This is a genomic window from Streptomyces sp. NPDC048424 (assembly GCF_040651555.1).
Classification (GTDB): domain Bacteria; phylum Actinomycetota; class Actinomycetes; order Streptomycetales; family Streptomycetaceae; genus Streptomyces.
The window spans coordinates 414,181-440,314 of sequence record NZ_JBEZKE010000002.1 but is presented as its reverse complement, the minus strand read 5'-3'; the positions used below and the strand labels follow the sequence as shown (position 1 = coordinate 440,314).

The window sequence follows — 26,134 nt, the reverse complement described above, 5'->3', positions numbered from 1 at the left end:
CGTGCCCGCTGAGGCGGCAGCTCCGCCGCCGCCTCAGGTCACCGTGTGGGCGGCGGCCGGTCAGATCGTCGAGGCGTCGATGACGAAGCGGTAGCGCACGTCGCTCGCCTGCACCCGCTCGTACGCCTCGTTGATCTGGCCGGCGCTGATCAACTCGATCTCCGAGCCCAGCCCGTGCTCGGCGCAGAAGTCCAGCATCTCCTGGGTCTCGGCGATGCCGCCGATCATCGATCCGGCGAGGGTCTTGCGGCCGCCGATGACGGAGAAGAGGTTGAGGGCGACGGGCTCCTCCGGGGCGCCGACGTTCACCAGCGCCCCGTCGACCTTCAGCAGGCCCAGGTACGCGTCCAGGCCGAGCGGAGCCGAGACGGTGGACACGATCAGGTCGAAGCTCCCGGCCAGCTCCTCGAAGGTGGCCTCGTCGCCGGTGGCGTAGAAGTGGGAGGCGCCCAGCTTCAGGCCGTCCTCCTTCTTGCGGAGGGTCTGCGACAGTACGGTGACCTCCGCGCCCAGCGCGTGCGCGATCTTCACGCCGATGTGGCCGAGGCCGCCGAGCCCGACGATCGCCACCTTCGTGCCGGGGCCGGCCCCCCAGTGCCTGAGCGGGGAGTAGAGCGTGATGCCGGCGCACAGCAGCGGGGCGGCGACGTCGAGGGCGAGGCCGTCGGGGATGCGGACGGTGTAGTTCTCGTCGACGACGAGGTGGGTCGAGTAACCGCCGTACGTGGGCTCGCCGTTCTTGTCGAGCGCGTTGTAGGTGCCGGTCATGCCCTTGACGCAGTACTGCTCCTGGCCGCGCAGGCAGTACGCGCACTCCCGGCAGGAGTCGACGAAGCAGCCGACGCCCACCCGGTCCCCGACGGCGAACCTGGTGACGCCCGCGCCGACTTCGGCGACGACGCCGGCGATCTCGTGGCCGGGGACCATGGGGTAGATCCCCTCGCCCCAGCCGTCGCGCACCTGGTGGATGTCGGAGTGGCAGATGCCGGAGTACTTGATGTCGATGAGGACGTCGTGCTCGCCGACGGGGCGGCGCGGGACGGTGGTGCGCTCCAGCGGGGCCTTGGGGGCGGGGGCGGCGTAGGCGGCGACCTGGGTGACGGACACGGGGTGCTCCTTCGAGCGGTGAGTCGGGCGGTGGACCCCATGCTGCCGGTCCGGCCGCGGTCCACCCATCCCCCTGTCCTGACTACGACCGGCGAACCTACCCCTGGCGGGGTCAGGCTCACGCCGGCACCGCGCCGCGCCGCGCGGTGATACTGGCGGGATGGACCAGCTTGATCAGCGAGCCTGCCTCGGCGAATTCCTCCGTTCCCGCCGCGCGCGGCTGCGCCCCGAGGACGTGGGACTGCGGGACTACGGGCGCCGCCGGCGCGTGCCCGGGCTGCGCCGCGAGGAACTGGCGCAGCTGGCGGGGGTGTCGGTCGCGTACTACACGCGGCTGGAGCAGCGCGACGGGCACAACGTGTCGGCGGAGGTGCTGGACGCCATCGCGGGGGCCCTGCGGCTGGACGCCGCCGAGCGGGCGCATCTGGCCGACCTGGCCCGGCCGAAGGCGCGCCGGCGCCGGCAGGGCCGGCGCCCCCAGCAGGTGCGGCCGGAGCTGCGGACGCTGATGGACGCGATGGACGGCGTACCGGCGTACCTGGTGGGGCACCGGCAGGACGTCATCGGCTGGAACCGTCTGGCCGCGGCGGTCTTCGGGGACTTCGGGGCGCTGCCGGTGGCGGAGCGGAACCTGGTGCGGCTGGTGTTCCTGGACCCCGCGACGGCGGAGCTGTACGGGGAGTGGGAGTGCCGGGCGTGCGAGGTGGTCAGCAACCTGCGGGTGTACGCGGGTCAGCACCCGGACGACGAGCAGCTGTCGGCGCTGGTCGGGGAGTTGTCGGTGAAGAACGAGGAGTTCCGGCGGCTGTGGGCGGCGCACACGGTGGCGGACAAGACGCACGGGGTGAAGGTCCTGCGGCACCCGCTCGTGGGTGAGATGCACCTGTCGTTCGAGACGCTGACGCTCCCTGACGATCCGGCGCAGTCCCTGGTCACCTTCCACGCGGCGCCCGGCTCCGCTTCGGCGGACGCCCTGCGCCTGCTGGCCTCTTGGGACGCCCGGTCGACCGCGGCGCCGCCCGCGCGGCCGTCGGCGGAAAGGCAGGCGGAACGGCAGGCGGAACGGCAGCCGGAACGGCAGCCGGCGGCCGGTGTCCCGGGGCCGGCTACAGCTTGAGCTGGAAGATGCCCGCGTCGCGCTCGCGGCGGTAGCCGATGGCCTCGTTCACCGTGCGCATGGGGGTGTTGGCGTCGGCCACCGTCGTGGCGATGTGGCGCAGGGCCGGGTAGCGGGTGGCGGCCTCGGCGGCCATGCGGAGCTTCACGGCGCGGCCGAGGCCGTGGCCGCGGTGGCCCGGGGCGACGACCGTGTCGTGCTGGAGGGCGCGCGCGCCGGCGGGGTTCGGCAGGACGAGTTCCGTGTACGCGGCCACCTCGCCCGCCGGGGTGAGCGCCGCGACCGTGGTCAGCTCGCCGCCCCTGTCGATGATCAGCTGTTGCAGGGTGTGCAGCCGCTGCGCCGTCCAGAGCGGGATCCGCTCGTCCATGTCCCCGCTCGGGGCGTCCTGCATCGCGCCGTGGGCCGTGGCGAGGGCCGGCGCCCAGGCGTCGGGGGCAAGGCCGTGCCAGGTGTGCAGCTCGTAGCCGGGCGTGGCGGGGACCGGTGCGGGCCCGTCGGCGGGGAGCTCCTGCTCGTACCAGGCCATCGGCAGGACGTTCTCGAAGCCGAGGGACTCGGCGAACGCCTGCCCCGGACCGCCCAGGTCCACCAGGGCGGCGACCGAGGTCCGGCCCTGCGCGAGCAGCTCCTCGCGGACCCGCTCCCACAGGGCGGTGCCCACGCCGCGCCGCCGCTCCTGCGGCCGTACGGTCAGCACGTCGAGGAACGCGGTGTGCGTGTTCCCCTCGTCCGTGAACAGGAGCAGGGCCGCCGCGCCCGCGCCCTCGCCCGCCGCCCAGAGCACGGGCCGGCCCCGCGCCGGCGGCACGCACAGCCGCCCGGCGACCTCCGCGCGGGTGGGCGCGGGCAGCTGGGGCTGGTCGGCGGCCCCGGCGGCGGTCAGGACCGCCAGCCAGGCGTCCACCTCGGCGTCGGTCGGGGGCAGCGCGAGGGAGCGGATCGTCATGATCAGACCCTAGACGGGGTCCGGAGGCGGCGTTGAGCGGTTTTCGGCCTCCGTGAAAGACGGACGGCGGGGAACCCCCGAGGGTTCCCCGCCGTCCGTCCGCGGTTCGGCCGCGTCCGCTCGCGCGGCGTCAGGCGGCCGAGCCGGCCTTCCAGTCCGCCCAGCTCATGTTCCAGCCGTTGAGGCCGTTGTCCGGCTTGATGGTCTTGTCCGGGGAGTTGACCACGGTGACCACGTCGCCGATGAGCGAGTTGTCGTAGAACCAGGCCGCGGGCTGGTTCGGGTCGCCGGCGCCCTTGGCGTCGTTCAGGCCGACACAGCCGTGGCTGGTGTTGGCGCTGCCGAAGACCGAGTCGGCTCCCCAGTAGTTGCCGTGGATGAAGGTGCCGGACGTGGACAGCCGCATGGCGTGCGGGACGTCCTTGATGTCGTACTCGCCCTTGCCCTCGTCGTTCTTGAAGCCGACGGTCGAGCCGTCCATCCGGGTCTCCTTGAACTTCTCGGAGATCACCATCTGGCCGTTGTACGTCGGGTTCTCCGGGGAGCCCGCCGAGATCGGGATGGTCTTGAGGACCGCGCCGTCCCGGGTGACCGTCATCTTCTTCGTCTTCGTGTCGACCGTGGAGACCTGGCTGCGGCCGATCTTGAAGGTGACGGTCTTGCTCTGGACGCCCTGGACGCCGGGAGCGCCCTGGACGCCCTCCAGTGCGAGCTTCAGCGTGACGGTGGAGTTCGCCTGCCAGTACTGCTCGGGGCGGAAGTCGAGGCGCTGCGGGCTGAACCAGTGGCCGACGATCTCCTGGCCGCTGCTGGAGGAGACCGAGATCCCCGCCTGGACGGCCTTCTTGTCCTTGATCGCCTTGTTGAAGGTGATCGAGACCGGCATGCCCACGCCGACGGTCTGGCCTTCCTCCGGGACGAAGGAGGCCACGAAGCTGTTCTCGGGGGAGACGGTGGTGAAGGAGGCGTTCTCGTGGGCCTCGCGGCCGTCCGCGTCCTTCGCCGTCGCCGACAGTGCGTACTTCGTGGAGCGCTTCAGGGCCGCGTCGGGCTTCCAGCTCTTGCCGTCGGCGGCGATCTTGCCCGCCACGGCCGCGCCCTCGCTGCTCTTCAGCTCGACCAGGGTGAGCGTTCCGTCACTGACGGCGACGTTGGCGGCGTCGTTGAGGCCGACGTTGGTGGCGCCGTCCTTCGGCGTGATGGTTATCTTCGCCTTCGACGCGTCCTTGGCCGCTGCCGCGTCGACCTCCGCCTGGGACTTGCTGGCCTCGCCGTTGCCCTTCGGCTTGTCGTCGCCCCCGTCGTTGCACGCCGAGAGCATCAGTACACCGCCGAGCACGACGGATATGGCCGCCAGGGACCTTCTCCGTCGCTTGCTGTCCGTCCTCACACGTCACTCCATCGTTGCCGGATACCCCGGGGCTGCCGTCCCGGGGTTGGCCGGGCAGGGGGAATCACCCCCTGCCTCGTCCTGACAACGCGTTAACGGCGCCGGCCGGTTCCACATTCCGTTGGGATGTGGGCAACCACACGGTCAGGCGTTGTCGGGTTCCTCGTCGAAGTCCCCATCTTCCTCGTCGAGGTCCCACTCCATCGACTCGGGGTCGTATTCCACGGGCTCGCTGCTCCAGGAGGCCTGCGCCAGCTCCACGCCGGGGATGCCCACGACCAGGTCGGTGGGGTCCACCAGGTAGGCGAGGGCCTCCGATTCGTCCTCGCGGACGGCGGACTCGGCGTGGCCGCGCTCCTCGTCCGGCATGAACTCGTCGGCCTTGATGTGCGCGAGCGCGGCTCCGGTGAGTGCCTGGGCGTCCGGCACCTCAAGGACCAAATCCACCCGAAGGCGAACATAGCGTGATGTCTCAGTAGGGTTCATACGACGGAGAGTAAGCCCGCGGCAGCCCTGACTTTCCCACGACCCGCCCCTTTCCGTAGCATCACCGCACACGGCCAATTCGCTGCTGCCACAAGGGGGATCGCACCGTGTCCGCACGCCGACCGCTGCTCACCGCTCTCGGAGCGACCACCCTCCTCGCCGCCCTGTGGTTCGTGCCCTCCGCGGGCGCCACCTCACCAGGGTCCGCGGAGAGCCCTTCCGGTATGCCCGCGGGCGCGAACACCGCGGAGGGCGGAACCGGCGCGGAGAACGCCGACGACGCGGGCCCGCAGGCCCCGTCCGCCCTGCTCGCCGACACCGGCTCCGTCGACACCACCCCGTACCTGCTCGGCGGCACGCTCTGCCTCGGCGTCGGGGCCGCTTTCGTGACCTTCTCCGTACGCCGCTCCCGGTGAACGGCGAAGGGCCGCCCCGGGAGAGATCCCGGAGCGGCCCTTCGCCGCACACCAGAGCCCGCCGTCAGGCGAGCGGGCCCGTCACCGGCTCCACGGCGGCGACGAGGCCGCCCGAGCGGACGAACGCGTCGGCGGCGGCCAGATCAGGGGCGAGGAAACGATCCGGCCCGGGACCCTGCACACCCGCCGCGCGGGCGGCCTCGATGGCGGCCCGGCTGGCCGGCGCCGGGGTCAGCCCGTGGCGCAGCTCGATGGCGCGGGTGGCCGCGTACAGCTCGATGGCGATGATCCGCGTCAGGTTGTCGACGGCGGTACGGAGCTTGCGCGCGGCCGACCAGCCCATCGAGACGTGGTCCTCCTGCATGGCGGAGGAGGGGATCGAGTCGGCGGAGGCCGGCACCGCGAGCCGCTTCATCTCGCTGACCAGGGCGGCCTGCGTGTACTGGGCGATCATCAGACCGGAGTCCACGCCGGCGTCGTCCGCGAGGAACGGCGGCAGGCCGTGCGAGCGGTTCTTGTCGAGCAGCCGGTCGGTGCGGCGCTCGGCGATGGAGCCGAGGTCTGCCGCCGCGATGGCCAGGAAGTCCAGGACGTAGGCGACCGGGGCCCCGTGGAAGTTGCCGTTGGACTCCACGCGCCCGTCGGGCAGCACCACCGGGTTGTCGACGGCGGCGGCCAGCTCGCGGGAGGCCACCAGGGCGGCGTGCGCCATGGTGTCGCGGCCCGCGCCGGCGACCTGCGGGGCGCAGCGCACGGAGTACGCGTCCTGCACGCGCGGGGCGGTCTCCTCCTGGTAGTGGCGGACGAGCCCGGAGCCCTTCAGCACGGCGGCCATGTTGGCGGCGGAGGCGCCCTGGCCGGGGTGCGGGCGGATGGCGTGCAGCTCGGGCTGGAGGACCTTCTCGGTGCCGAGGAGGGCTTCCAGGGTGAGGGCCGCGGTGATGTCGGCGGAGGTGTAGAGCTTGCCGAGGTCGGCGAGGGCCATGACGAGCATGCCGAGCATGCCGTCGGTGCCGTTGAGGAGGGCGAGGCCCTCCTTCTCGCGGAGCTCGACGGGGGTGATGCCGGCTTCGGCGAGCAGTTCGCCGGCGGGGCGGACGGTTCCGTCCGGGCCCTCGGCGTCGCCCTCGCCCATGAGCGCGAGCGCGCAGTGGGACAGCGGCGCGAGGTCGCCGGAGCAGCCGAGGGAGCCGTACTCGTGGACGACGGGGGTGATCCCGGCGTTGAGCACGTCGACCATGGTCTGGGCGACGGAGGGCCGTACGCCGGTGTGCCCGGAGGCGACGGTCTTCAGCCGGAGGAACATCAGCGCGCGGACCACCTCGCGCTCGACGCGCGGGCCCATGCCGGCGGCGTGCGAGCGGACGATGTTGCGCTGGAGCTGGGCGCGCAGCTCGGGACTGATGTGCCGGGAGGCGAGGGCACCGAATCCGGTGGACACCCCGTAGACGGGCTCGGGCTTGGCGGCGAGGGCGTCGACGATCTCGCGGGCACGGGCGAGTGCGTCGAGCGCCTCGCCGGACAGCTCGACCCGTGCGTTGCCGCGGGCGACGGCGATGACGTCCTCGGCAGTGGTCCCGGAGGTCCCGACCACAACAGTGTGCATATCCATATTCAGCACCCTACGGATTGAATCGCTTCATGTCACTAGTCGAAATTGTCACGATCGCGACCGACGAGTAACCCTTACGTTCACTGCCGGCCGCGGAAGCGGCGGCGCTCCCCCGGGGCCTCCTGGGCGGCGGCGTCCGCGAGCCGGACCACCGCGGTGTCGCGGCCCGCCACCACCGGCCCCGGCGAGCGCGCGGCCTTCGCCTTGTACTGGGCGGCGTCGGCCAGCCGGAACAGCCGCCGGGAGGACTTCACCGGCCCGATCGGGTCCCCGGTGGAGGCCACCCCGCAGGCCACGCCCTCGCCGAGCTCCAGCTCCGCGGCCCGGGTGCACACCTCCTCGGTCACCCGGACCACCTCGTCGGCGCTCGGACCGACCCCGACCAGGCAGAACTCGTCGCCGCCCAGGCGCGCCACCAGCGCGCCGGGAAGCATGGCCCCGCACAGACTGAGCACCGACCCGAACCGCTCCAGCAGCCGGTCCCCCATGGCGTGGCCCAGGGTGTCGTTGACCTTCTTCAGCCCGTTCAGGTCACAGACGACGAGGCTGACCACCACCCCGGTCCTGCGGTGCTCCTCCAGGGCCTCGTCGAGCCGCATGTCGACCGCCCGCCGGTTCGCGAGCCCGGTCAGCGGATCGGTGAAGGCGAGGCGCCGGGCCTCCTCCAGCCGCTCGTTCTGCGCGAGGCCGGCCGCGATCACGGCGGCGAGCACGGTGGCGAACTCGGCGTCGTCCTCGTCGAAGTCGGGCAGCCCCTCGTCGCGGGCCACGTACAGCTCGCCCCAGGCCCGGCCGCTGAGCACGACGGGCGCGACCACGCAGGTACCGCGGCCGCGGTGGCGCAGGGCCTCCCCGCGCCGCCCCGGCCTGTCGCCGACGGCGCTCTCGATCCAGGCGTGCGGTCCGCCGCCACCGACCCACCGTTCGTGGAGGAACTCGGTGATCTCGGGGAAGTCGTGCACGGGGTAGGACTCGTCCTCGGGGAACTCCTCCTCCCCGGCCCGCCGCTCGCCCTCGTTCACGAGCACGCGCAGGCGCCCCCGCTCCCGCTCCCACGCGGAGATCGCGGCGAACGAGCCGTCCAGCGCCGTGCGCGCCCCCCGCGCCGCCGCCCGCACACTGTCCCGCGGCGCGCAGGCCGCGGCCATCGCCTGCGCGAGGCTCACCACGGCCCGCAGCCGCCCGTCGACTCCCATCACCCCAGGTTAGGGAGTTTTGTCCGATTTGGTACGCGTGACGCTACTGGGGGACACCGCCCGGGACCTCCCGGACCGACCGACGGACCGACGGACCCACGCGGACCCACGGACCCACGGGCCGGGCTACTCCCCCGGCCAGTTCGGCTTGCGCTTCTCGTTGAACGCCGCCACGCCCTCCGCCCGGTCCCCGGAGAAGGCCACCGTCCGCCAGGCCGCGTCCTCGATCTCCAGACCGGCCGCCAGGTCCATCCCGTGCCCCAGCCGCAGCGCCCGCTTGGCCGCCCGCAGACCCACCGGGGAGTTCGCCGCCATCCGGGACGCCAGGGCCAGCGCCTCGGCCCTGTCCCCGCCCGCCGGGACCACCGAGTCCACCAGCCCCAGGGACAGCGCCTCGGCCGCCTCCACCCGGCGCGCGGTGAAGATCAGCTCGGCCGCCCGCGCCGCCCCCACCCGGCGCGGCAGCAGCTGCGTACCGCCGCCGCCCGGGATCACGCCCACCGACACCTCGGGCAGCCCGACCACCGCGGTCTCGTCGGCCACGATCACGTCACAGGCCAGGGCCAGCTCGAAGCCCCCGCCCAGCGCGAAACCGTGCACGGCCGCGATCGTCGGCACCGGAAGCTCCAGCACGCCCCCGTACGCCCCCCGCGTGGTCGGCCGCTGCCGCACCAGCTCGGCGTCCGACAGCGAGTTCCGCTCCTTGAGGTCCGCCCCGACGCAGAAGGCCCGTTCCGCGGTGGAGGACAGCACCACGACCCGCACCGACGGGTCCGCCGCGAGCGCCGCGCAGGCGGCGCCGATCGAGCGGGCCATCTCCGTCGACACCGCGTTCATCGCCTTGGGGCGGTCCATCGCCAGCTCGGCGACGTGCCCGTCGCCCTCCCGACGTACCGCGACGAACTCTCCGAAGCGCTGCTCAGACATGCCTGCGACCCTCCCGGTTAACGAGCGTTATCGCCGCACTCTAGTGCGCGGGGAGGCCACCGGGTCAAGGCTGCGCGGTTCCGGGGCACGACTGCGCCCCGGCCCGCCGCCCAAGGGAGGCGGGGGCGGACGGCAAAGCCCCGGGGGGCGCGTCAGGCGGGGTTCTTGGGCTTCCTGCGGGTCAGCGACCAGGGCTCCACCACGCCGAGCCCGCGCACCGGGCGCTGCCACATCGGCTGGAGGGCGAACCGGTAGGACACCTCGTCGAGCGAGGCCTCCGCCTCCTTCTCCGACACCGGCGCGGCCCCGGTCCGGGAGAGCTCCTCGGCCATCGCCCCGTCCACCAGCACCGCGTCCTTGGGGGCTATGGACGTCAGCCGGCTCGCCAGGTTCACCGTCGTCCCGAAGACGTCGCCCATCCGGGTCGTCACCGTGCCGAAGGCGATCCCGACCCGCAGCTCGGGCATCTGCGCGTCGAGCTCCATCGTCTCGATCAGCCGCAGCGCGATCTCCGCCGCCGTCGCCGCGTCGTCGGCGCAGTACAGCACCTCGTCGCCGAGCGTCTTGATCAGCCGGCCGCCGTGCGCGGCCACCAGGTCCGCCGCGGTCGTCTCGAAGGACTCGACCAGCTCGCCGAGCTCCTCCTCCTCCAGCCGCCGCGTGAGGCGGGTGAAGCCCACCAGGTCGGCGAAGCCCACCGCGAGCCGGCGGTCGACCATCTCGTCGTCGTCCGCGACCTGCACCACGCGTCCGGTGGCGGCCGCGAGCTGCCGCCGCCACACGTAGACGAGGAATTCCTCCAGCTCGGGCAGGAGCAGCTCCACCAGGGGGTACGTGACCTCCGTACGGGTCATCCCCGGCTCCGGCGGCTCCGTCAGCCCTTCCAGGAAGGAGTCGATCTGCCATTCCGCCAGCCGCGCCGTGGTCTGCCCGGTGGACCGGGCCACCTGCACCGCCATCGGCTCGGACAGCAGCCCGGCCTCCACCAGACCGGCGAGCCGGCGCAGGGCCAGTACGTCGGCCTCGGTCAGCGCCTTGGCCTGCCCGATGTCGGCGAAGCCCATGGCCCGCCAGAAACGGGAGGCGAGCTCCATGGACACACCGGCGCTCCGGGCGGCCTGGAACGGCGTGTACCGGCGCTCGGCCCCGAGGATCAGCTGCTCCAGCCGGATGGCGAGGGGGTCCGCCGTGGGCTGGGCCGTGTGGTCGACCTCGTGGTGCGGGGTGTGCTGGTCACGGCCGATCGGGGTGACGGGGCCGGACGAGGAGCCGCCGGCGCCGTGGGACGCGCTGGACGTAGAGTCGTCGACGGTCAAGGGCCGCCTCCTGTCCATTCCGTGCGCACTGCCCTGCGAACCGGTTGATCACCACGAGCACCGGGATCGCCTAAACCATACGGCAGGTGTGCCGTAGCTCACTCCCCCTCCCCTTTTTGCGACGCGGTCCTCCTGCGGGGAGCCCGGGCCGGGCCATGAGGCCGCACCCGCCCGGAACGCGAGCCCGGCCCCATCCCCGCCGTGCCCGTCAGTGCACGGATCGCAGGTGGACGACGTCCCCCGCCCCCACCGCCTCGTGCGCTCCCTCGGCCGTACGGATCACCAGCCGGCCATCGGTGTCCACCGCTTCGGCCGTTCCGGTGAGGGTGCGGCCGCCCGGGAGCTCCGCGCGGACGTGGCGGCCGAGGGTGGCGCAGCCGGCCGCGTAGGTCTCCTGGAGGCCGCTGGCGGCGGGGTCGCCACCGGCGGCGCGCCAGTTCCCGTACCACTCCTCCAGGGACCGCAGGACGGCCCTCAGCAGCGGGTCCCTATCGGTGACGGCGGCCTTGGCCAGCGCGAGCGAGCCCGCGGCCGGTACGGGCAGCTCGTCCTCGGCGAGGCTGACGTTGAGCCCGATCCCGACGACCACGCCGTCGGCGACGCGCTCGGCGAGGATCCCGCCGGTCTTGCGCTCCTCGCCGTCCACGGTGACCAGCAGGTCGTTGGGCCATTTGAGGGCGGTGTCCACGCCCGCCGCGCGGGACAGCCCGGTCGCGGTGGCCACCCCGGCCAGCAGGGTCAGCCACCCCCACCGCTCCTGCGGGACCGCGTCGCCCGGCTTGAACAGGACGGAGAAGAACAGCCCGGACCGGGCCGGCGCGACCCAGCTGCGGTCCAGCCGCCCGCGCCCGGCGCTCTGCTCCTCGGCGACGAGCACGGCCCCCTCGGGCAGCTCGGGCGCCCGGGCGGCGAGGTCGGTGTTGGTGGAACCGGTGGTCGCGACCACCTCCAGGGAGGTCCACAGCCCTGCCCCGGTCACGAGGGCCCGCCGCAGCCCCTCGGCGTTCAGCGGCGGGCGCTCCAGGCTCGACCAACGACCGGCGGAAGCTCCTGCTGATGCATCTGATGGCGTCATGCAACCCACAGTAGGTGTGTCAAACGCCGCACTGCCGAGCGCCATGCCCGCCGATACGCTACGCACCAGTAGCCAGCAGTAGTCAATCAATTGACCAGGCAGTTGACACCATGCAGGGAGCCGCGACCCCGATGTCACATCCGTCAGAGCCGATCGACATGCACACCACCGCGGGCAAGATCGCGGATCTGCAGCGCCGCATCGACGAAGCCACCCACGCCGGGTCCGCGCGTGCCGTGGAGAAGCAGCACGCCAAGGGCAAGCTGACGGCGCGTGAGCGGGTTGCCCTGCTGCTGGACGAGGGATCCTTCGTCGAGCTGGACGAGTTCGCCCGGCACCGCTCCACCAACTTCGGGCTGGAGAAGACCCGCCCCTACGGCGACGGCGTCGTCACCGGCTACGGCACGGTGGACGGCCGTCCGATCGCCGTGTTCTCGCAGGACTTCACCGTCTTCGGCGGTGCCCTCGGCGAGACCTACGGCCAGAAGATCATGAAGGTCATGGACTTCGCGCTGAAGACGGGCTGCCCCCTCGTCGGCATCAACGACTCCGGCGGCGCCCGCATCCAGGAGGGCGTCAGCGCGCTGGGCATGTACGGGGAGATCTTCCGCCGCAACGTCCACGCGTCCGGCGTGATCCCGCAGATCAGCCTGATCGTCGGGCCCTGCGCCGGCGGCGCCGTGTACTCCCCCGCCATCACCGACTTCACGGTCATGGTCGACCAGACCTCGCACATGTTCATCACCGGCCCGGACGTCATCAAGACGGTCACCGGCGAGGACGTGGGCTTCGAGGAGCTGGGCGGGGCGCGCACCCACAACAGCACGTCCGGCGTGGCCCACCACATGGCGGGCGACGAGAAGGACGCCATCGAGTACGTGAAGTCGCTGCTCGCGTACCTGCCGTCGAACAACCTGTCCGAGCCGCCCGCCTTCCCGGAGGAGGCGGACACCGAGGTCTCCGACCTCGACCGCGAGCTCGACGTGCTGATCCCGGACAGCGCGAACCAGCCGTACGACATGCACACCGTGATCGAGCACGTGCTCGACGACGGCGAGTTCCTGGAGACGCAGGCGCTCTTCGCGCCGAACATCCTGACCGGCTTCGGCCGGGTCGAGGGCCACCCGGTGGGCATCGTCGCCAACCAGCCGATGCAGTTCGCCGGCTGCCTGGACATCAACGCCTCCGAGAAGGCGGCACGGTTCGTCCGGACCTGCGACGCCTTCAACGTCCCGGTGCTGACCTTCGTGGACGTGCCGGGCTTCCTGCCGGGCACGGACCAGGAGTACAACGGAATCATCCGGCGCGGCGCGAAGCTGATCTACGCGTACGCCGAGGCCACCGTCCCCCTGATCACCGTCATCACCCGCAAGGCCTTCGGCGGCGCGTACGACGTCATGGGCTCCAAGCACCTCGGCGCGGACCTGAACCTGGCCTGGCCGACCGCGCAGATCGCCGTCATGGGCGCGCAGGGCGCGGTGAACATCCTGCACCGCCGGACCATCGCGGAGGCGGACAATGTGGAGGAGACCCGGGCACGGCTCATCGCCGAGTACGAGGACGCGCTGCTGAACCCGTACACGGCCGCCGAGCGCGGTTACATCGATGCGGTGACCATGCCGTCCGAGACCCGGGCGCACGTGGTGAAGGGGCTGCGGCAGCTGCGCACCAAGCGGGAGTCCCTGCCGCCGAAGAAGCACGGCAACATCCCCCTCTAGCCCTCCAGGAGGTCTCTGTGGTGATCAAGGTCGTCAAGGGCAATCCGACCCCGGAGGAGCTGGCCGCCGCACTGGCGGTGGTCCAGGCGCGCGCGGCGGTGCTGGCCTCGGCATCGTCGCCCGCCCCGCCGGTCGCGGACGAGTGGTCGACGCCGTCGCGGGTGGCACGGCGCCGGCTGCCGCGTCCGGGGCCGCGCGCGTGGGGCCGTACGTACTGGCCCGGCTAGCCCGCCCGGCGAGCCGAAGATGATGTGAACGCGGGGCGGCGCCTGAGTACCCGTACTCAGGCGCCGCACCCGTCCCCGGGGCCAGGATCGGAGCATGCTCTGGTCCGACCCGAAGAACGAGCCGCCCAAGGAAATGCGCGATGCGCAGGCGATGATCCGGCGGCTGAGCGTGGTGCTCGCCCTCGCCATGCTCGTCGTGGTCTACGTCCTGGGCGTGGGCGTGGGCCACTTCTAGGGCCGCCCCGCAGCCCGCTCCGGGCGTGTTCCGGGACGTCGGCCGCGCGCCTACGATGACCGGCATGACTGCCACGCCCCAGCCCGCGAACCCGCGCAAGCTCGTCCTCGCCTCCGCCTCCCCCGCCCGGCTGAACCTGCTGCGCCAGGCCGGGCTCGCCCCGCACGTGATCGTCAGCGGCTTCGACGAGGACACCCTGAACCACGACGAGCCCGCCCAGCTGGCCCTGGCGCTGGCCGAGGCGAAGGCGGCGGTCGTGGCGGGCCTGGACGAGGCCGCGGGCGCCCTGGTGATCGGCTGTGACTCCGTGCTGGAGCTGGACGGCGAGGCGCTGGGCAAGCCCGCCGACGCCGAGGAGGCCACCGCGCGCTGGAAGTCGATGCGCGGACGGGCCGGCGTACTGCGCACCGGGCACTGCGTGATCGACACGGCGGACGGCCGTCAGGTCTCGGCCACGGCGTCCACGACGGTCCGGTTCGGCGAGCCGACGGACGCGGAGGTCGCCGCGTACGTGGCGAGCGGAGAGCCGCTGCACGTGGCGGGGGCGTTCACCCTGGACGGACTGTCGGCGCCGTTCATCGACGGCATCGACGGGGATCACGGCAACGTGATCGGCCTGTCGCTGCCGCTGCTGCGCTCCCTGCTGGGCGAACTGGGCGTGTCCATCACGGACCTGTGGGCTTGAGCTCCCCGTACGCGGGCGGGGGCGGGGGCTGTACGTCGCCCTCGCCGTCGCCGGCGCCGTCCCGCGGGGCGGCGTAGAGCGTCAGGGTCAGCACCAGCAGGCACAGGATCAGCGTCGTCGCCGCGAAGGCGGGCCAGCCGACGAGGACGACGGCGAGGACGCCGAGCAGCCCGTGGGTGACGGCGGCCGCGATGAGGACGATGCGGGCGAAGCGGCCCGGGGGGCGGTCGCCGAGCGCGGCGACGGCGGCGAGGACGGCGCACAGTACGAGGAAGGCGCCCATGCCCGCCCCCATGGCGTAGGTCGCCTTGGACATGACGTCCGGATCGCTGCCGGCGATGGACATCGACTGGTTCGCCGTGGTCCGCCCCAGCACGATGTGGACGAGCACGAGCACGGCCGCTTCCGCGACAAGCACGATCGCGGCCAGTCCGGCCACGAGTCTGCGCAGCACGACGTCCCCACCCCCCACGCGTCACAAGCCTGTTCGACGCCTGGAGGCTACTAACGGGTAGAGCAGCGGGCAAGACATCCGCACACCCGGGTTCGACGGGCGGTCGACGGGCCGTCAACGCGCCCTCTCCGGGCCGCCTGTGGGTACGGTGTTGTCCCCGTTCGCCCCGTGGGGCGACGGGACCGCCGATCGGGCAACCAATCGGCGAACAAGTGGACAACTCCGCGCCGGCCGGCAAAGAAAATGTGGGCCGTTCGTAGGGACTCGACAAAGAATCACCCGGGGCCGCTGACCGGGGGGACAGAGACCTTGGATACATGACGGGGTTACTGTGCAGTCGGGGATCCCCCTGACCTGGGGCGCCACAAGGGTTCTCGGGTGGTTCGGGCCTCGCATCACACTCTGTGTGGGCAAGGTCACCACCGGGGAAGGGTCGAAAGGCCGTGTGGGCTGTCCCTAAACTCAGCTTGTTTCAAGGAGGGAGCCATCGTGCGCAAGGTGCTCATCGCCAACCGTGGCGAAATCGCTGTCCGCGTTGCTCGGGCCTGCCGGGACGCCGGGATCGCGAGCGTAGCCGTCTACGCCGATCCGGACCGGGACGCTCTGCACGTCCGCGCGGCAGACGAAGCTTTCGCGTTGGGCGGTGACACCCCGGCCGCCAGCTACCTGGACATCTCCAAGGTCCTCCAGGCCGCAGCCGACTCCGGTGCGGACGCCATCCATCCCGGATACGGCTTCCTCTCCGAGAACGCCGACTTCGCCCAGGCCGTGATCGACGCCGGCCTGACCTGGATCGGTCCGCCGCCGCAGGCCATCCGTGACCTCGGCGACAAGGTGGCCGCCCGTCACATCGCCCAGCGCGCCGGTGCGCCGCTGGTCGCCGGTACGCCGGACCCGGTCTCCGGGGCCGACGAGGTCGTCGCGTTCGCCAAGGAGCACGGCCTGCCGATCGCCATCAAGGCCGCCTTCGGCGGTGGCGGTCGCGGTCTGAAGGTCGCCCGCACCCTCGAAGAGGTGCCGGAGCTCTACGACTCCGCCGTCCGTGAGGCCGTCGCCGCCTTCGGCCGCGGCGAGTGCTTCGTCGAGCGCTACCTCGACAAGCCGCGCCACGTCGAGACCCAGTGCCTGGCCGACTCGCACGGCAACGTGGTCGTCGTCTCGACCCGTGACTGCTCCCTGCAGCGCCGCCACCAGAAGCTGGTGGAGGAGGCCCCCGCGCCGTTCCTGACCGAGGCTCAGAACGCGGAGCTGTACGCCGCCTCCAAGGCCATCCTGAAGGAAGCCGGCTACGTCGGCGCCGGCACCGTCGAGTTCCTCGTCTCCGCCGACGGCCTGATCTCCTTCCTGGAGGTCAACACCCGCCTGCAGGTCGAGCACCCGGTCACCGAAGAGGTCGCCGGCATCGACCTGGTCCGCGAGATGTTCCGCATCGCCGACGGCGAGGAGCTCGGCTACGGCGACCCGGTCCTGCGCGGTCACTCCATCGAGTTCCGCATCAACGGCGAGGACCCGGGCCGCGGCTTCCTCCCGGCCCCCGGCACGGTCACCAAGTTCAACGCCCCCACCGGCCCGGGTGTCCGCCTGGACGCGGGCGTGGAGTCCGGCTCCGTGATCGGCCCGGCCTGGGACTCCCTCCTGGCCAAGCTCATCGTCACCGGCGCCACCCGCGAGCAGGCCCTGCAGCGCGCGGCGCGCGCCCTGGCCGAGTTCGAGGTCGAGGGCATGGCCACGGCCATCCCGTTCCACCGTGCCGTCGTCGCCGACCCGGCGTTCGCGCCCACCGACGGCAGCCCGTTCACGGTCTTCACCCGCTGGATCGAGACCGAGTTCGTCAACGAGATCCCGGCGTTCACGGCCCCGGCCGCGGAGGACACCGAGGACGAGCCGGGCCGCGAGACGGTCGTCGTCGAGGTCGGCGGCAAGCGCCTGGAGGTCTCCCTCCCGTCCTCGCTGGGCATGACCCTGGCCCGCACGGCCGCCGCGGGCGGCGCCAAGCCGAAGCGCCGCGCGGCCAAGAAGTCCGGCCCGGCCGCCTCCGGCGACACCCTGGCCTCCCCGATGCAGGGCACGATCGTCAAGGTCGCGGTCGAGGAGGGCCAGCAGGTCAACGAGGGCGACCTGGTCGTCGTACTCGAAGCCATGAAGATGGAGCAGCCGCTCAACGCGCACCGCTCCGGCACCATCGTCGGCCTCACGGCCGAGGTCGGCGCCTCCGTCACCTCGGGCGCGACGATCTGCGAGATCAAGGACTGACGTCCGGGAACACCGCGAACGCCGGCGGGGCTGGAACATCCAGCCCCGCCGGCGTTCTGTTCGTTCCAGGTCGACGGCCTAGCGGCGGCGCATGTCGGCCACGCGGGCCCGCTCCGCCTGGGGCTCGGGCAGCATGCCCGCGGCCCGCAGTTGCGCGGTCGGCCCGCCTCGCCGCTGCACCGGCAGCGGCGAGTCGCGGCGCGGTCGCCGCCCCATCATCCCGTCCCCGCCGCCGGAGGCGGCCGCGCCCGCCACGGTGATCTGGACGCCCTGGTCGGCGAGTGCCTGGAGTTCCGTCGCGGCGCGGTCGTCGTGCGGCGGCGGCTCGTCCGTGACCAGGCGGGTCATCACGTCCGTCGGCACGGTCTGGAACATGGTGTCCGTGCCGAGCTTCGTGTGGTCCGCGAGGACGACCACCTCCGCGGCCGCCTGCACCAGCGCCCGGTCCACGCTCGCGCTGAGCATGTTGGACGTGGACAGGCCGCGCTCGGCCGTCAGGCCGCTGCCCGAGAGGAAGGCGCGGGAGACCCGGAGCCCCTGGAGGGACTGTTCGGCCCCGCTGCCGACGAGGGCGTAGTTGGACCCGCGCAGGGTGCCGCCGGTCATCACCACCTCCACCCGGTTCGCGTGGGCCAGGGCCTGTGCGACGAGCAGCGAGTTGGTGACGACGGTCAGCCCGGGCACCCGGGCGAGCCGGCGGGCCAGCTCCTGGGTCGTGGTGCCCGCGCCGACGACGACGGCCTCGCCCTCTTCCACGAGGGAGGCCGCGACATCGGCGATGGCGGTCTTCTCCGCCGTCGCGAGATGGGACTTTTGCGGAAAGCCGGACTCCCGCGTGAAACCGCCCGGCAAGACCGCACCGCCGTGTCGGCGGTCGAGGAGTCCTTCTGCCTCCAGTGCCCGCACGTCCCGCCGTACGGTCACTTCGGAGGTCTGGACGACGCGGGCGAGCTCCCGGAGCGATACCGCTCCGTTGGCCCGCACCATTTCGAGGATCAATTGGCGACGTTCTGCAGCGAACACGAAACTGACAGTAACCCCAACGACCGTCTGCTTTCAGCTCCTTGCGCCGAAATACCGAAGTTGTCCATATGCCGGGGCGACTAGTGGTATACGCGGCCCGATGTCCGGGTGAACATCCGGCCATGCGGCAGCCTACCGCCCCAACTCCCTTGCGACTTGGGGCGGTTGAGGCCGATCAGGCCTCCCCGGCGGCCTTCCGCGTGTGCAGCTGGCGCGCCACCTCGGCGATCGAGCCCGACAGCGAGGGGTACACGGTGAACGCGTTTGCGATCTGCTCGACCGTCAGGTTGTTGTCCACGGCGATCGAAATGGGGTGGATGAGCTCGCTCGCGCGCGGGGAGACGACCACACCGCCGACGACGATGCCGGTGCCCGGACGGCAGAACAGCTTCACGAAGCCGTCCCGGATGCCCTGCATCTTCGCGCGCGGGTTGCGCAGCAGCGGGAGCTTCACCACGCGGGCGTCGATCTTGCCGGCGTCCACGTCCGCCTGGGTGTAGCCGACGGTGGCGATCTCGGGGTCGGTGAAGACGTTCGAGGAGACCGTCTTGAGGTTCAGCGGGGCCACCGCGTCACCGAGGAAGTGGTACATCGCGATGCGGCCCTGCATCGCCGCGACCGACGCGAGCGCGAAGATCCCGGTGACGTCGCCCGCCGCGTACACGCCGGGCGCGGAGGTGCGCGACACCTTGTCGGTCCAGATGTGCCCGGAGTCCTTCAGCCGGACGCCGGACTCCTCCAGGTTCATGTTCCTGGTGTTGGGGATGGCGCCGACCGCCATCAGGCAGTGCGTACCGGTCAGGACTCGGCCGTCGGAGAGGGTCACCTCGACGCGGTCGCCCACCCGCTTGGCGGACTCGGCGCGGGAGCGGCCGACGACGTTCATGCCGCGGCGCCGGAAGACGTCCTCCAGGACGGCGGCGGCGTCCGGGTCCTCGCCGGGCAGCACGCGGTCGCGGGAGGACACGAGCGTCACCCGGGAGCCGAGGGCCTGGTACGCGCCGGCGAACTCGGCGCCGGTCACACCGGAGCCGACCACGATGAGCTCCTCCGGGAGCTCGTCGAGGTCGTAGACCTGGGTCCAGTTCAGGATCCGCTCGCCGTCGGGCATGGCGTCCGGGATCTCGCGGGGGTGGCCGCCGGTCGCGATCAGCACGGCGTCGGCCGTCAGGATCGTCTCGGTGCCGTCGGCGGCTGTGACGATGACGTCGCGCGTGCCGTCGATGCCCTGCGGGCCGCCGAGCTTGCCGCGGCCCCGCACGACGCGGGCGCCGGCCCGGGTGACGGAGGCGGTGATGTCGTGCGACTGGGCGAGCGCGAGGCGCTTGACGCGCCGGTTCACCTTGCCGAGGTCCACGCCGACGACGCGCGCGGCCTGCTCGATGTGCGGGGTGTCGTCCGCGACGACGATGCCGAGCTCCTCGTACGACGAATCGAAGGTGGTCATCACCTCGGCGGTCGCGATCAGAGTCTTGGAGGGCACGCAGTCGGTCAGGACCGAGGCCCCGCCGAGGCCGTCGCAGTCCACGACGGTCACCTCCGCGCCGAGCTGGGCCCCTACCAGCGCAGCCTCATACCCGCCGGGTCCGCCGCCGATGATCACGATCCGGGTCACGAAAAGTCCGCCTCACGTCTACCCGGCCGGCTGCCGCCCCGGCCGGTGTTCCGGGGGGTCTCCCCGGGGGATGCATTCCGTGCCCCATTGTCCCGCACGGTTCAAGGTGCTTCGCGCCCGGTCCCGTCATCCGTGCGCCATCCGGGCACGCGGTCACCGCCACCCCTCCCGTACCCTCGACCTCATGTCGCTCTACGCCGCGTACGCCGGCAACCTCGACCCGCGGCTGATGACGCGCCGCGCTCCCCATTCGCCGCTGCGCGGAACGGGCTGGATCAACGACTGGCGGCTGACCTTCGGCGGCGAGCAGATGGGCTGGGAGGGCGCTCTCGCCACCATCGTCGAGGCCCCGCGCCACCAGGTCTTCGTCGCCCTGTACGACATCGCGCCGCTCGACGAGGACTCGATGGACCGCTGGGAGGGCGTCGGACTCGACATCTACCGCCGCATGCGGATCCGGGTGCACACCCTGGACGGCGAAGAGGCCGCCTGGTGCTACGTGCTCAACGGCTACGAGGGCGGCCTGCCCTCGGCGCGCTACCTCGGCGAGCTCGCCGACGCCGCCGAGTCCGCGGGCGCCCCGCACGACTACGTGATGGAACTGCGCAAGCGCCCCTGCTGACCCCTGCGGGGACGATTCGGCGGAAACGACAAGGCAACGATCCGAACACCGTGAGCTGTGCCATCTACGCGCGTAGGCCAGGAGCGGCTACGCTCGTCTGCGTGAACGCATCTGTTACCGACCCCTTCGCCGCCGCCGACGCCGCAGCCGCCCGCCTGCGTGAGCTGACCGGCGTGGACTCCCACGATGTCGCCCTCGTGATGGGCTCCGGCTGGGCCCCCGCCGCAGAGGCGCTCGGCGCCCCCGAGGCCGAGTTCCTCGTCACCGAGCTGCCCGGCTTCCCGCCCGCCGCCGTCGAGGGCCACGGCGGCAAGATCCGCTCGTACAAGATCGGCGACAAGCGCGCCCTGGTCTTCCTCGGCCGGACCCACTACTACGAGGGCCGCGGCGTCGCCGCCGTCGCCCACGGCGTGCGCACCGCCGTCGCCGCCGGCTGCAAGACCGTGGTCCTCACCAACGGCTGTGGCGGTCTGCGCGAGGGCATGAAGCCCGGCCAGCCCGTCCTGATCAGCGACCACCTCAACCTGACGGCCACCTCGCCGATCGTCGGCGCGAACTTCGTCGACCTCACCGACCTGTACTCGCCCCGCCTGCGCGCGATGTGCAAGGAGATCGACGCGACCCTCGAAGAGGGCGTCTACGTGCAGTTCCCCGGCCCGCACTACGAGACCCCGGCCGAGATCAACATGATCCGCGTCATGGGCGCCGACCTGGTCGGCATGTCCACCGTGCTGGAGGCCATCGCAGCCCGTGAGGCCGGCGCCGAGGTGCTCGGCATCTCCCTGGTCACCAACCTGGCGGCGGGCCTGTCCGGCGAGCCGCTGAACCACGAAGAGGTCCTCCAGGCCGGCCGCGACTCGGCCGCCCGCATGGGCACGCTGCTGACGCAGGTCCTCGCCCGCATCTGATCGACGTACGAGAGGTAAGGCGGAAGCAGTGCAGGAACAGGACGACCTGATCACCCGGGCCCAGGCCTGGCTGGCGGAGGACCCGGACCCGGAGACGGCGGCCGAACTCGCGGCGCTCATCGACGCGGGCGACACCGCGGAGCTCGCGGACCGCTTCGCCGGCACCCTCCAGTTCGGCACCGCCGGACTGCGCGGTGAGATCGGCGCGGGCCCGATGCGGATGAACCGCGGCGTGGTCATCCGGGCCGCGGCGGGCCTCGCGGCCTACCTGAAGGCCCAGGGCCACGCCGGCGGCCTGGTCGTCGTCGGCTACGACGCCCGCTACAAGTCGGCGGACTTCGCCCGCGACACCGCGGCCGTCATGACCGGCGCCGGGCTGCGTGCGGCCGTCCTGCCCCGCCCGCTGCCGACGCCCGTCCTCGCGTACGCCATAAGGCACCTGGGCGCCGTCGCCGGCGTCGAGGTGACCGCGAGCCACAACCCTCCCCGGGACAACGGCTACAAGGTCTACCTCGGCGACGGCTCGCAGATCGTCTCCCCGGCGGACGCGGAGATCGCGGCGGAGATCGCCCGCGTCGACACGCTCGCCTCGGTCCCCCGCCCGGAGTCCGGCTGGGAGGAGCTCGGCGACGGGGTCCTGGAGGCCTACCTGGCCCGTACGGACGCCGTCCTGACCCCCGGGTCCGCCCGGGGCGTACGGACCGTCTACACGGCCATGCACGGCGTCGGCAAGGACGTCGTCCTGGCGGCCTTCGCCCGGGCCGGCTTCCCCGCCCCGGTGCTGGTGGCCGAGCAGGCCGAGCCGGACCCGGCCTTCCCGACGGTGGCCTTCCCCAACCCGGAGGAGCCGGGCGCGATGGACCTGGCCTTCGCCAAGGCGGCCGAGGTCAACCCGGACATCGTGATCGCCAACGACCCGGACGCGGACCGCTGCGCGGTGGCGGTCCCCACCGAGGACGGCTGGCGGATGCTGCGCGGCGACGAGGTCGGCGCGCTGCTGGCGGCCCACCTGGTCCACAAGGGGGCGCGGGGCGTCTTCGCGGAATCCATCGTCTCCTCCTCCCTCCTGGGCCGGATCGCGGAGGCGGCGGGCGTCGGCTACGAGGAGACCCTGACGGGCTTCAAGTGGATCGCCCGCGTCGAGGGCCTGCGCTACGGCTACGAGGAGGCGCTCGGCTACTGCGTGGACCCCGAGGGCGTCCGCGACAAGGACGGCGTCACCGCCGCGCTGCTGGTGGCGGAGCTGGCCTCGGAGCTCAAGGAGCAGGGCCGGACCCTGACCGACCTGCTGGACGACCTGGCGATGGCCCACGGGCTGCACGCCACCGACCAGCTGTCGGTCCGCGTCTCGGACCTGTCGGTGATCGCCTCGGCGATGGCCGCGCTGCGCGCGCAGCCGCCGGTGTCCCTGGCGGGGCTGCGGGTCGTCTCGGCGGAGGACCTGACGCAGGGCACGGAGACGCTCCCGCCCACGGACGGCCTGCGCTACTACCTCGAGGGCGACTACAAGGCCCGGGTGATCGTCCGCCCGTCGGGCACGGAGCCGAAGCTGAAGTGCTACCTGGAGGTGGTCGTCCCGGTCCCCGAGGCCTCCGACCTCGCCTCGGCCCGCACCCGCGGCCAGGAGATCCTGGACGCGATCAAGAAGGACCTCGCGGCGGCGGCAGGCATCTGATCCGTCCGTCCCTCGGGCGCGGGGCCGGGGCTTCGGCCCCTGCCCGGCCCGGCTGATCCATCCGGCGCCGCTCGCGCGCCTCGGCCCCAGGGGGCCTCACCGGCTTCGAGCCACTGCGCCGGACTCCGTCCGTCGGGCGCGGGGCCGGGGCTTCGGCCCCCTGCACGGCCCGGTCCCGCCCCGTCCGGCGGGACCGGGCCTTCGCCGTTTCCGGGGCCCTGCGGGGCGGAGTCGCGCCCGTACGGCCTCGCGGGCCGCCGACCGGAGGCCGGCGCCCAGCCCTGCGGGCGGCGCGTCAGGAAGGCGAAGCCGAGGGGCGGACGATTTCGCCCAGCGTCGGGACCGACTCCGGCCGCGAGCGCACCGCCTCCGTGCATTCCCACGCCCGCGGCGGGTCCGCGTCCGGCCCGCCCAGGACCACCGGCCCCGGGCCCGCCGACACCGCCTCGTTGCCCGCCAGCGTGCACACGACCTGCGACAGGGCCACCGGCGGCAGATCCTCCGGCTTGCGGCTCAGCCGCACCGTGCCCGCCGGGTCGCCCGCGCGCGGCGCGGACACCGCGAGCCCCTCCGGGACCCCGGTCGTGAAGCCCGCGTCCCGCTCGTCCGCGCTCGGCGTCTGCTCCAGCGCCTCCAGCAGCGCCTGCGCGACCAGGCCCACGGGTTCCCGTACGGGCATCTTCTCGGGCACCGGAACCACTCGCTCCACGCCCACCAGCTGCGATCCGCAGACCAGTTCCACCGTGGCCCGGAAGCCCTGCACCCCGCTCTGTCCGGCGGGCGCCGGCGGGGTGTCGCACGACACCCGTGACGGGGCCGGCCCCACGTCCACCGGCACGGTCGTGGCCCTGATCCCACAGCCCGACGTCGCGAGCAGGGCGAGCGCCACCAGCGGGACCACCACGGCCGGCAGCACCGGCAGGGCCCTACGCATCCAGGTCACCCGAGATCACCTTCCCCACGTCCACCGGCAGCCGCAGCGTGAACAGGGCCCCGCCCCCCGCCGCGTTGGCGGCGGTGATGTCGCCGCCGTGGATGTGCGCGTTCTCCACGGCGATCGACAGGCCGAGCCCGCTCCCGTCCGACTTCGGCCGCGACGCGCTCGCCTTGTAGAAGCGGTCGAAGACGTGCGGCAGGACTTCTTCGGGGATGCCCGGGCCGTTGTCCCGGACCGCGATGACCAGCCACTCCCCGTCCACCGTCACCGACACCCGCACCGGCGAGCCGCCGTGCTTGAGGGCGTTGCCGATCAGGTTGGCGAGGATGACGTCGAGGCGGCGCGGGTCGAGCCGGGCCACGATGTCCCGTTCGGCGTCGAGTTCGACCGCGTCGAGCCAGGCCCGTGCGTCGATGCAGGCCGTGACCTGGTCGGCGACGTTGACGTCGTCCAGCACCAGCCGGGCCGTCCCCGCGTCGAAGCGGGTGACCTCCATCAGGTTCTCCACCAGGTCGTTGAGCCGCCGCGTCTCGCTGACGACCAGGGCCACCGCCGGCGCGATCATCGGGTCGAGGTCGTCGACCTCTTCCTCCAGCACCTCCGCCACCGCCGTCAACGCGGTCAGCGGAGTGCGCAGTTCGTGGGACATGTCCGCGACGAAGCGCCGGCTGGACTCCTCCCGCGCGCTCATGTCGGCGACCTTCTTCTCCAGCGCCTCGGCCGTCTTGTTGAAGGTGTGCGACAGGTCGGCGAGTTCGTCCGTGCCCGACACGTCGAGGCGGTGGTCCAGCTCGCCCTCGCCGAGCCGCCGGGCCGCGTCTCCCAGCCGCTGCACGGGCCTCAGCACCGTACGGGCCGCGGCCTGCGCCAGCAGGGCGGAGCCGAGCAGCGCCAGACCGGTGGCGATCGTCAGCGACCAGGCGAGCGCGTTCAGGTCGTCCCGCTCCTGGGCGAGCGACTTGTACATGTAGCCGGTCGGCCCGCCGCCCACGATCCGGGTGCCGCCGACCAGGTACGGGTTGCCGTTCGGCTTCGTCCGCTGCCAGTACATGTGGTACTCGGCGTCGTTCGCCGCGGTCGTCTTCTGCTCGTCGTTCACGGCGTTCTGGAGGGACTTCGGTACGTTCTGCAGCCCGAAGGAGTCGGGGCCGGCCGCGCCGAACACCTCGCGGTGGTCCTTGCGTTCGTGCACCAGCAGCACGCTGTAGCCGGGGCTGCTGCCCGCCATCAGTTCGGCGGTGCGCTGCATCTCCTCCGGCGTCGGGTCGGCGGGCAGCGCGGCGGCACGGTTCTGCATCTCCTGCCGGAAGTCGCCGAGCGCCGCGTCCTGGACGCGGGTGAGCACGGCCTCCCGGTTGAGCCAGTACGCGATCCCGGACGCGGAGACCGCGGCCGTCAGGGCGACCAGCGCGAAGACGATGAGGAGCCGCAGCCGCAGGCTGGTCCAGCGCCGGCCCGCGAGCAACGCGCGGATCACTGCGGGGAGTCCAGGCGGTAGCCGACGCCCCGGACGGTGCGGATCAGGGTGGGCGAGGACGGCACGTCCTCGACCTTGGCGCGCAGCCGCTGGACGCAGGCGTCGACGAGCCGCGAGTCACCGAGGTAGTCGTGTTCCCAGACCAGCCGCAGCAGCTGCTGGCGCGACAGCGCCTGCCCGGGCCTGCGGCTCAGTTCGAGCAGCAGCCGCAGCTCGGTCGGGGTGAGCTGGAGGTCCTCGCCGTTCTTGGTGACCGTCATGGCCGCGCGGTCGATGACGAGGGAGCCGAAGCTCGCCGAGTCGCTCGACTCGCGCTCGCCGCGGCGCAGGACGGCCCGGATGCGGGCGTCGAGGACCCGGCCCTGGACGGGCTTGACCACGTAGTCGTCGGCCCCGGACTCCAGGCCGACGACCACGTCGATGTCATCGCTGCGCGCGGTGAGCAGGATGATCGGCAGCTGGTCGGTGCGACGGATCCGCCGACACACCTCGAAACCGTCGATCCCGGGCAGCATCACGTCCAGCACGATCAGATCCGGCCGCTGCTCGCGCAGCAGTTTCAGGCCGTCCTCGCCCGTCGCCGCGGTGGCCACACGGTGGCCCTGGCGAGACAGGGAGAGCTCGAGGGCCGTGCGGATGGCGTCGTCGTCCTCGATCAGCAACAGGAAAGGCACGGGCTCATTCTGTCCCATCGACAGTCGGGAGTTCGACCGT

The 26,134-nt window shown here is 72.5% G+C and carries 25 protein-coding genes; 10 read left to right on the top strand and 15 right to left on the bottom strand.

Annotated elements, in window-relative coordinates; genetic code table 11:
- Positions 1-60: 60 nt before the first annotated feature.
- A complete protein-coding gene (locus tag AB0D29_RS04640; RefSeq protein ID WP_362852106.1) occupies positions 61-1,107 on the bottom strand; it encodes an NAD(P)-dependent alcohol dehydrogenase in 1,047 nt (348 codons plus the stop codon).
- 160 nt (positions 1,108-1,267) lie between these two features.
- On the opposite strand from AB0D29_RS04640, the gene AB0D29_RS04635 reads away from it, so the two are divergent.
- Positions 1,268-2,224 (top strand): helix-turn-helix transcriptional regulator, encoded by a 957-nt coding sequence (locus AB0D29_RS04635; RefSeq protein WP_362852105.1) that lies wholly within the window; start codon positions 1,268-1,270, stop codon positions 2,222-2,224.
- Here AB0D29_RS04635 and AB0D29_RS04630 read toward each other — a convergent pair.
- From AB0D29_RS04630 to AB0D29_RS04620, 3 genes are all read right to left on the bottom strand, one after another.
- Entirely contained in the window at positions 2,214-3,173 is a 960-nt protein-coding gene (locus AB0D29_RS04630) for a GNAT family N-acetyltransferase (protein ID WP_362852104.1), read from the bottom strand. The genes AB0D29_RS04635 and AB0D29_RS04630 overlap by 11 nt on opposite strands.
- Before the next feature lie 130 nt (positions 3,174-3,303).
- Positions 3,304-4,563, bottom strand: a complete 1,260-nt coding sequence (locus tag AB0D29_RS04625; protein WP_362852103.1) for an Ig-like domain-containing protein — start codon at positions 4,561-4,563, stop codon at positions 3,304-3,306.
- Positions 4,564-4,707: 144 nt separating this feature from the next.
- Entirely contained in the window at positions 4,708-5,010 is a 303-nt protein-coding gene (locus AB0D29_RS04620; RefSeq protein ID WP_362852102.1) for a hypothetical protein, read from the bottom strand.
- Positions 5,011-5,156: 146 nt separating this feature from the next.
- Here AB0D29_RS04620 and AB0D29_RS04615 point away from each other — a divergent pair, with 146 nt between their 5' ends.
- Positions 5,157-5,465, top strand: coding sequence for a hypothetical protein (locus tag AB0D29_RS04615; RefSeq protein WP_362852101.1), 309 nt, complete (start codon positions 5,157-5,159; stop codon positions 5,463-5,465).
- A 64-nt stretch (positions 5,466-5,529) separates the two neighbouring features.
- Here AB0D29_RS04615 and hutH read toward each other — a convergent pair whose 3' ends face one another.
- From hutH to AB0D29_RS04590, 5 genes are all read right to left on the bottom strand, one after another.
- Positions 5,530-7,071, bottom strand: coding sequence for a histidine ammonia-lyase (gene hutH, locus AB0D29_RS04610; protein ID WP_362852100.1), 1,542 nt, complete (start codon positions 7,069-7,071; stop codon positions 5,530-5,532).
- Between the two features lie 86 nt (positions 7,072-7,157).
- Positions 7,158-8,273: a sensor domain-containing diguanylate cyclase gene (locus AB0D29_RS04605; RefSeq protein ID WP_362852099.1), complete on the bottom strand. Its 1,116-nt coding sequence runs from the start codon at positions 8,271-8,273 to the stop codon at positions 7,158-7,160.
- Between the two features lie 126 nt (positions 8,274-8,399).
- Entirely contained in the window at positions 8,400-9,200 is an 801-nt protein-coding gene (locus AB0D29_RS04600) for an enoyl-CoA hydratase-related protein (RefSeq protein WP_362852098.1), read from the bottom strand.
- A gap of 152 nt (positions 9,201-9,352) precedes the next feature.
- Positions 9,353-10,444 carry an adenylate/guanylate cyclase domain-containing protein gene (locus tag AB0D29_RS04595; protein WP_362852162.1) on the bottom strand — a complete coding sequence of 364 codons (1,092 nt, stop codon included), beginning with the start codon at positions 10,442-10,444 and terminating at the stop codon, positions 9,353-9,355.
- Between the two features lie 280 nt (positions 10,445-10,724).
- Positions 10,725-11,591: a biotin--[acetyl-CoA-carboxylase] ligase gene (locus tag AB0D29_RS04590; RefSeq protein ID WP_362852097.1), complete on the bottom strand. Its 867-nt coding sequence runs from the start codon at positions 11,589-11,591 to the stop codon at positions 10,725-10,727.
- Positions 11,592-11,722: 131 nt separating this feature from the next.
- On the opposite strand from AB0D29_RS04590, the gene AB0D29_RS04585 reads away from it, so the two are divergent.
- From AB0D29_RS04585 to AB0D29_RS04570, 4 genes are all read left to right on the top strand, one after another.
- Complete coding sequence (locus AB0D29_RS04585; protein ID WP_362852096.1) at positions 11,723-13,309, top strand: acyl-CoA carboxylase subunit beta; 1,587 nt, start codon at positions 11,723-11,725, stop codon at positions 13,307-13,309.
- 20 nt (positions 13,310-13,329) lie between these two features.
- Positions 13,330-13,536 (top strand): acyl-CoA carboxylase epsilon subunit, encoded by a 207-nt coding sequence (locus AB0D29_RS04580; protein WP_362852161.1) that lies wholly within the window; start codon positions 13,330-13,332, stop codon positions 13,534-13,536.
- A gap of 94 nt (positions 13,537-13,630) precedes the next feature.
- Complete coding sequence (locus AB0D29_RS04575; RefSeq protein WP_351297763.1) at positions 13,631-13,771, top strand: hypothetical protein; 141 nt, start codon at positions 13,631-13,633, stop codon at positions 13,769-13,771.
- A 64-nt stretch (positions 13,772-13,835) separates the two neighbouring features.
- Positions 13,836-14,456, top strand: a complete 621-nt coding sequence (locus AB0D29_RS04570) for a nucleoside triphosphate pyrophosphatase (RefSeq protein WP_362852095.1) — start codon at positions 13,836-13,838, stop codon at positions 14,454-14,456.
- On the opposite strand, the gene AB0D29_RS04565 is transcribed toward AB0D29_RS04570, so the two are convergent.
- Positions 14,437-14,910, bottom strand: coding sequence for a hypothetical protein (locus AB0D29_RS04565; protein WP_362852094.1), 474 nt, complete (start codon positions 14,908-14,910; stop codon positions 14,437-14,439). The genes AB0D29_RS04570 and AB0D29_RS04565 overlap by 20 nt on opposite strands.
- A 489-nt stretch (positions 14,911-15,399) precedes the next feature.
- Between AB0D29_RS04565 and AB0D29_RS04560 the strand changes: the two genes are divergently transcribed.
- Positions 15,400-17,163 (top strand): biotin carboxylase N-terminal domain-containing protein, encoded by a 1,764-nt coding sequence (locus tag AB0D29_RS04560; protein WP_362852093.1) that lies wholly within the window; start codon positions 15,400-15,402, stop codon positions 17,161-17,163.
- Between the two features lie 78 nt (positions 17,164-17,241).
- Here the strand turns inward: AB0D29_RS04560 and AB0D29_RS04555 are convergent, their stop codons facing one another.
- Positions 17,242-18,186: a DeoR/GlpR family DNA-binding transcription regulator gene (locus tag AB0D29_RS04555; protein ID WP_351297751.1), complete on the bottom strand. Its 945-nt coding sequence runs from the start codon at positions 18,184-18,186 to the stop codon at positions 17,242-17,244.
- A gap of 175 nt (positions 18,187-18,361) precedes the next feature.
- Positions 18,362-19,801, bottom strand: a complete 1,440-nt coding sequence (locus AB0D29_RS04550; RefSeq protein ID WP_362852092.1) for an NAD(P)H-quinone dehydrogenase — start codon at positions 19,799-19,801, stop codon at positions 18,362-18,364.
- Between the two features lie 184 nt (positions 19,802-19,985).
- Between AB0D29_RS04550 and AB0D29_RS04545 the strand changes: the two genes are divergently transcribed.
- The 3 genes from AB0D29_RS04545 to AB0D29_RS04535 all read left to right on the top strand — a co-directional run bounded on the left by AB0D29_RS04545 (position 19,986) and on the right by AB0D29_RS04535 (position 23,006).
- On the top strand, positions 19,986-20,423 hold the full coding sequence (locus AB0D29_RS04545; protein ID WP_030290800.1) for a gamma-glutamylcyclotransferase: 438 nt from the start codon (positions 19,986-19,988) through the stop codon (positions 20,421-20,423).
- A 101-nt stretch (positions 20,424-20,524) separates the two neighbouring features.
- Positions 20,525-21,331, top strand: a complete 807-nt coding sequence (locus AB0D29_RS04540) for a purine-nucleoside phosphorylase (protein WP_030387597.1) — start codon at positions 20,525-20,527, stop codon at positions 21,329-21,331.
- Positions 21,332-21,359: 28 nt separating this feature from the next.
- Positions 21,360-23,006 carry a phospho-sugar mutase gene (locus tag AB0D29_RS04535; RefSeq protein ID WP_362852091.1) on the top strand — a complete coding sequence of 549 codons (1,647 nt, stop codon included), beginning with the start codon at positions 21,360-21,362 and terminating at the stop codon, positions 23,004-23,006.
- A gap of 295 nt (positions 23,007-23,301) precedes the next feature.
- Here the strand turns inward: AB0D29_RS04535 and AB0D29_RS04530 are convergent, their stop codons facing one another.
- From AB0D29_RS04530 to afsQ1, 3 genes are read right to left on the bottom strand one after another with little or no spacing between them, the layout of a single operon-like run.
- Entirely contained in the window at positions 23,302-23,940 is a 639-nt protein-coding gene (locus AB0D29_RS04530; protein ID WP_362852160.1) for a hypothetical protein, read from the bottom strand.
- Positions 23,933-25,420 carry a HAMP domain-containing sensor histidine kinase gene (locus AB0D29_RS04525; RefSeq protein WP_362852090.1) on the bottom strand — a complete coding sequence of 496 codons (1,488 nt, stop codon included), beginning with the start codon at positions 25,418-25,420 and terminating at the stop codon, positions 23,933-23,935. Before AB0D29_RS04525 ends, AB0D29_RS04530 begins: the two co-directional genes overlap by 8 nt.
- On the bottom strand, positions 25,417-26,094 hold the full coding sequence (afsQ1, locus tag AB0D29_RS04520; protein WP_063754818.1) for a two-component system response regulator AfsQ1: 678 nt from the start codon (positions 26,092-26,094) through the stop codon (positions 25,417-25,419). Before afsQ1 ends, AB0D29_RS04525 begins: the two co-directional genes overlap by 4 nt.
- Positions 26,095-26,134: the final 40 nt, after the last annotated feature.

Coding starts and splice junctions, on each gene's coding strand:
- AB0D29_RS04590 (WP_362852097.1), bottom strand. CDS start 11,591: ATGACGCCATCAGATGCATCAGCAGGAGCTTCCGCCGGTCGTTGGTCG.
- AB0D29_RS04630 (WP_362852104.1), bottom strand. CDS start 3,173: ATGACGATCCGCTCCCTCGCGCTGCCCCCGACCGACGCCGAGGTGGAC.
- AB0D29_RS04600 (WP_362852098.1), bottom strand. CDS start 9,200: ATGTCTGAGCAGCGCTTCGGAGAGTTCGTCGCGGTACGTCGGGAGGGC.
- AB0D29_RS04545 (WP_030290800.1), top strand. CDS start 19,986: ATGTCGCTCTACGCCGCGTACGCCGGCAACCTCGACCCGCGGCTGATG.
- AB0D29_RS04635 (WP_362852105.1), top strand. CDS start 1,268: ATGGACCAGCTTGATCAGCGAGCCTGCCTCGGCGAATTCCTCCGTTCC.
- AB0D29_RS04605 (WP_362852099.1), bottom strand. CDS start 8,273: ATGGGAGTCGACGGGCGGCTGCGGGCCGTGGTGAGCCTCGCGCAGGCG.
- AB0D29_RS04530 (WP_362852160.1), bottom strand. CDS start 23,940: ATGCGTAGGGCCCTGCCGGTGCTGCCGGCCGTGGTGGTCCCGCTGGTG.
- AB0D29_RS04570 (WP_362852095.1), top strand. CDS start 13,836: ATGACTGCCACGCCCCAGCCCGCGAACCCGCGCAAGCTCGTCCTCGCC.
- AB0D29_RS04585 (WP_362852096.1), top strand. CDS start 11,723: ATGTCACATCCGTCAGAGCCGATCGACATGCACACCACCGCGGGCAAG.
- hutH (WP_362852100.1), bottom strand. CDS start 7,071: ATGCACACTGTTGTGGTCGGGACCTCCGGGACCACTGCCGAGGACGTC.
- AB0D29_RS04575 (WP_351297763.1), top strand. CDS start 13,631: ATGCTCTGGTCCGACCCGAAGAACGAGCCGCCCAAGGAAATGCGCGAT.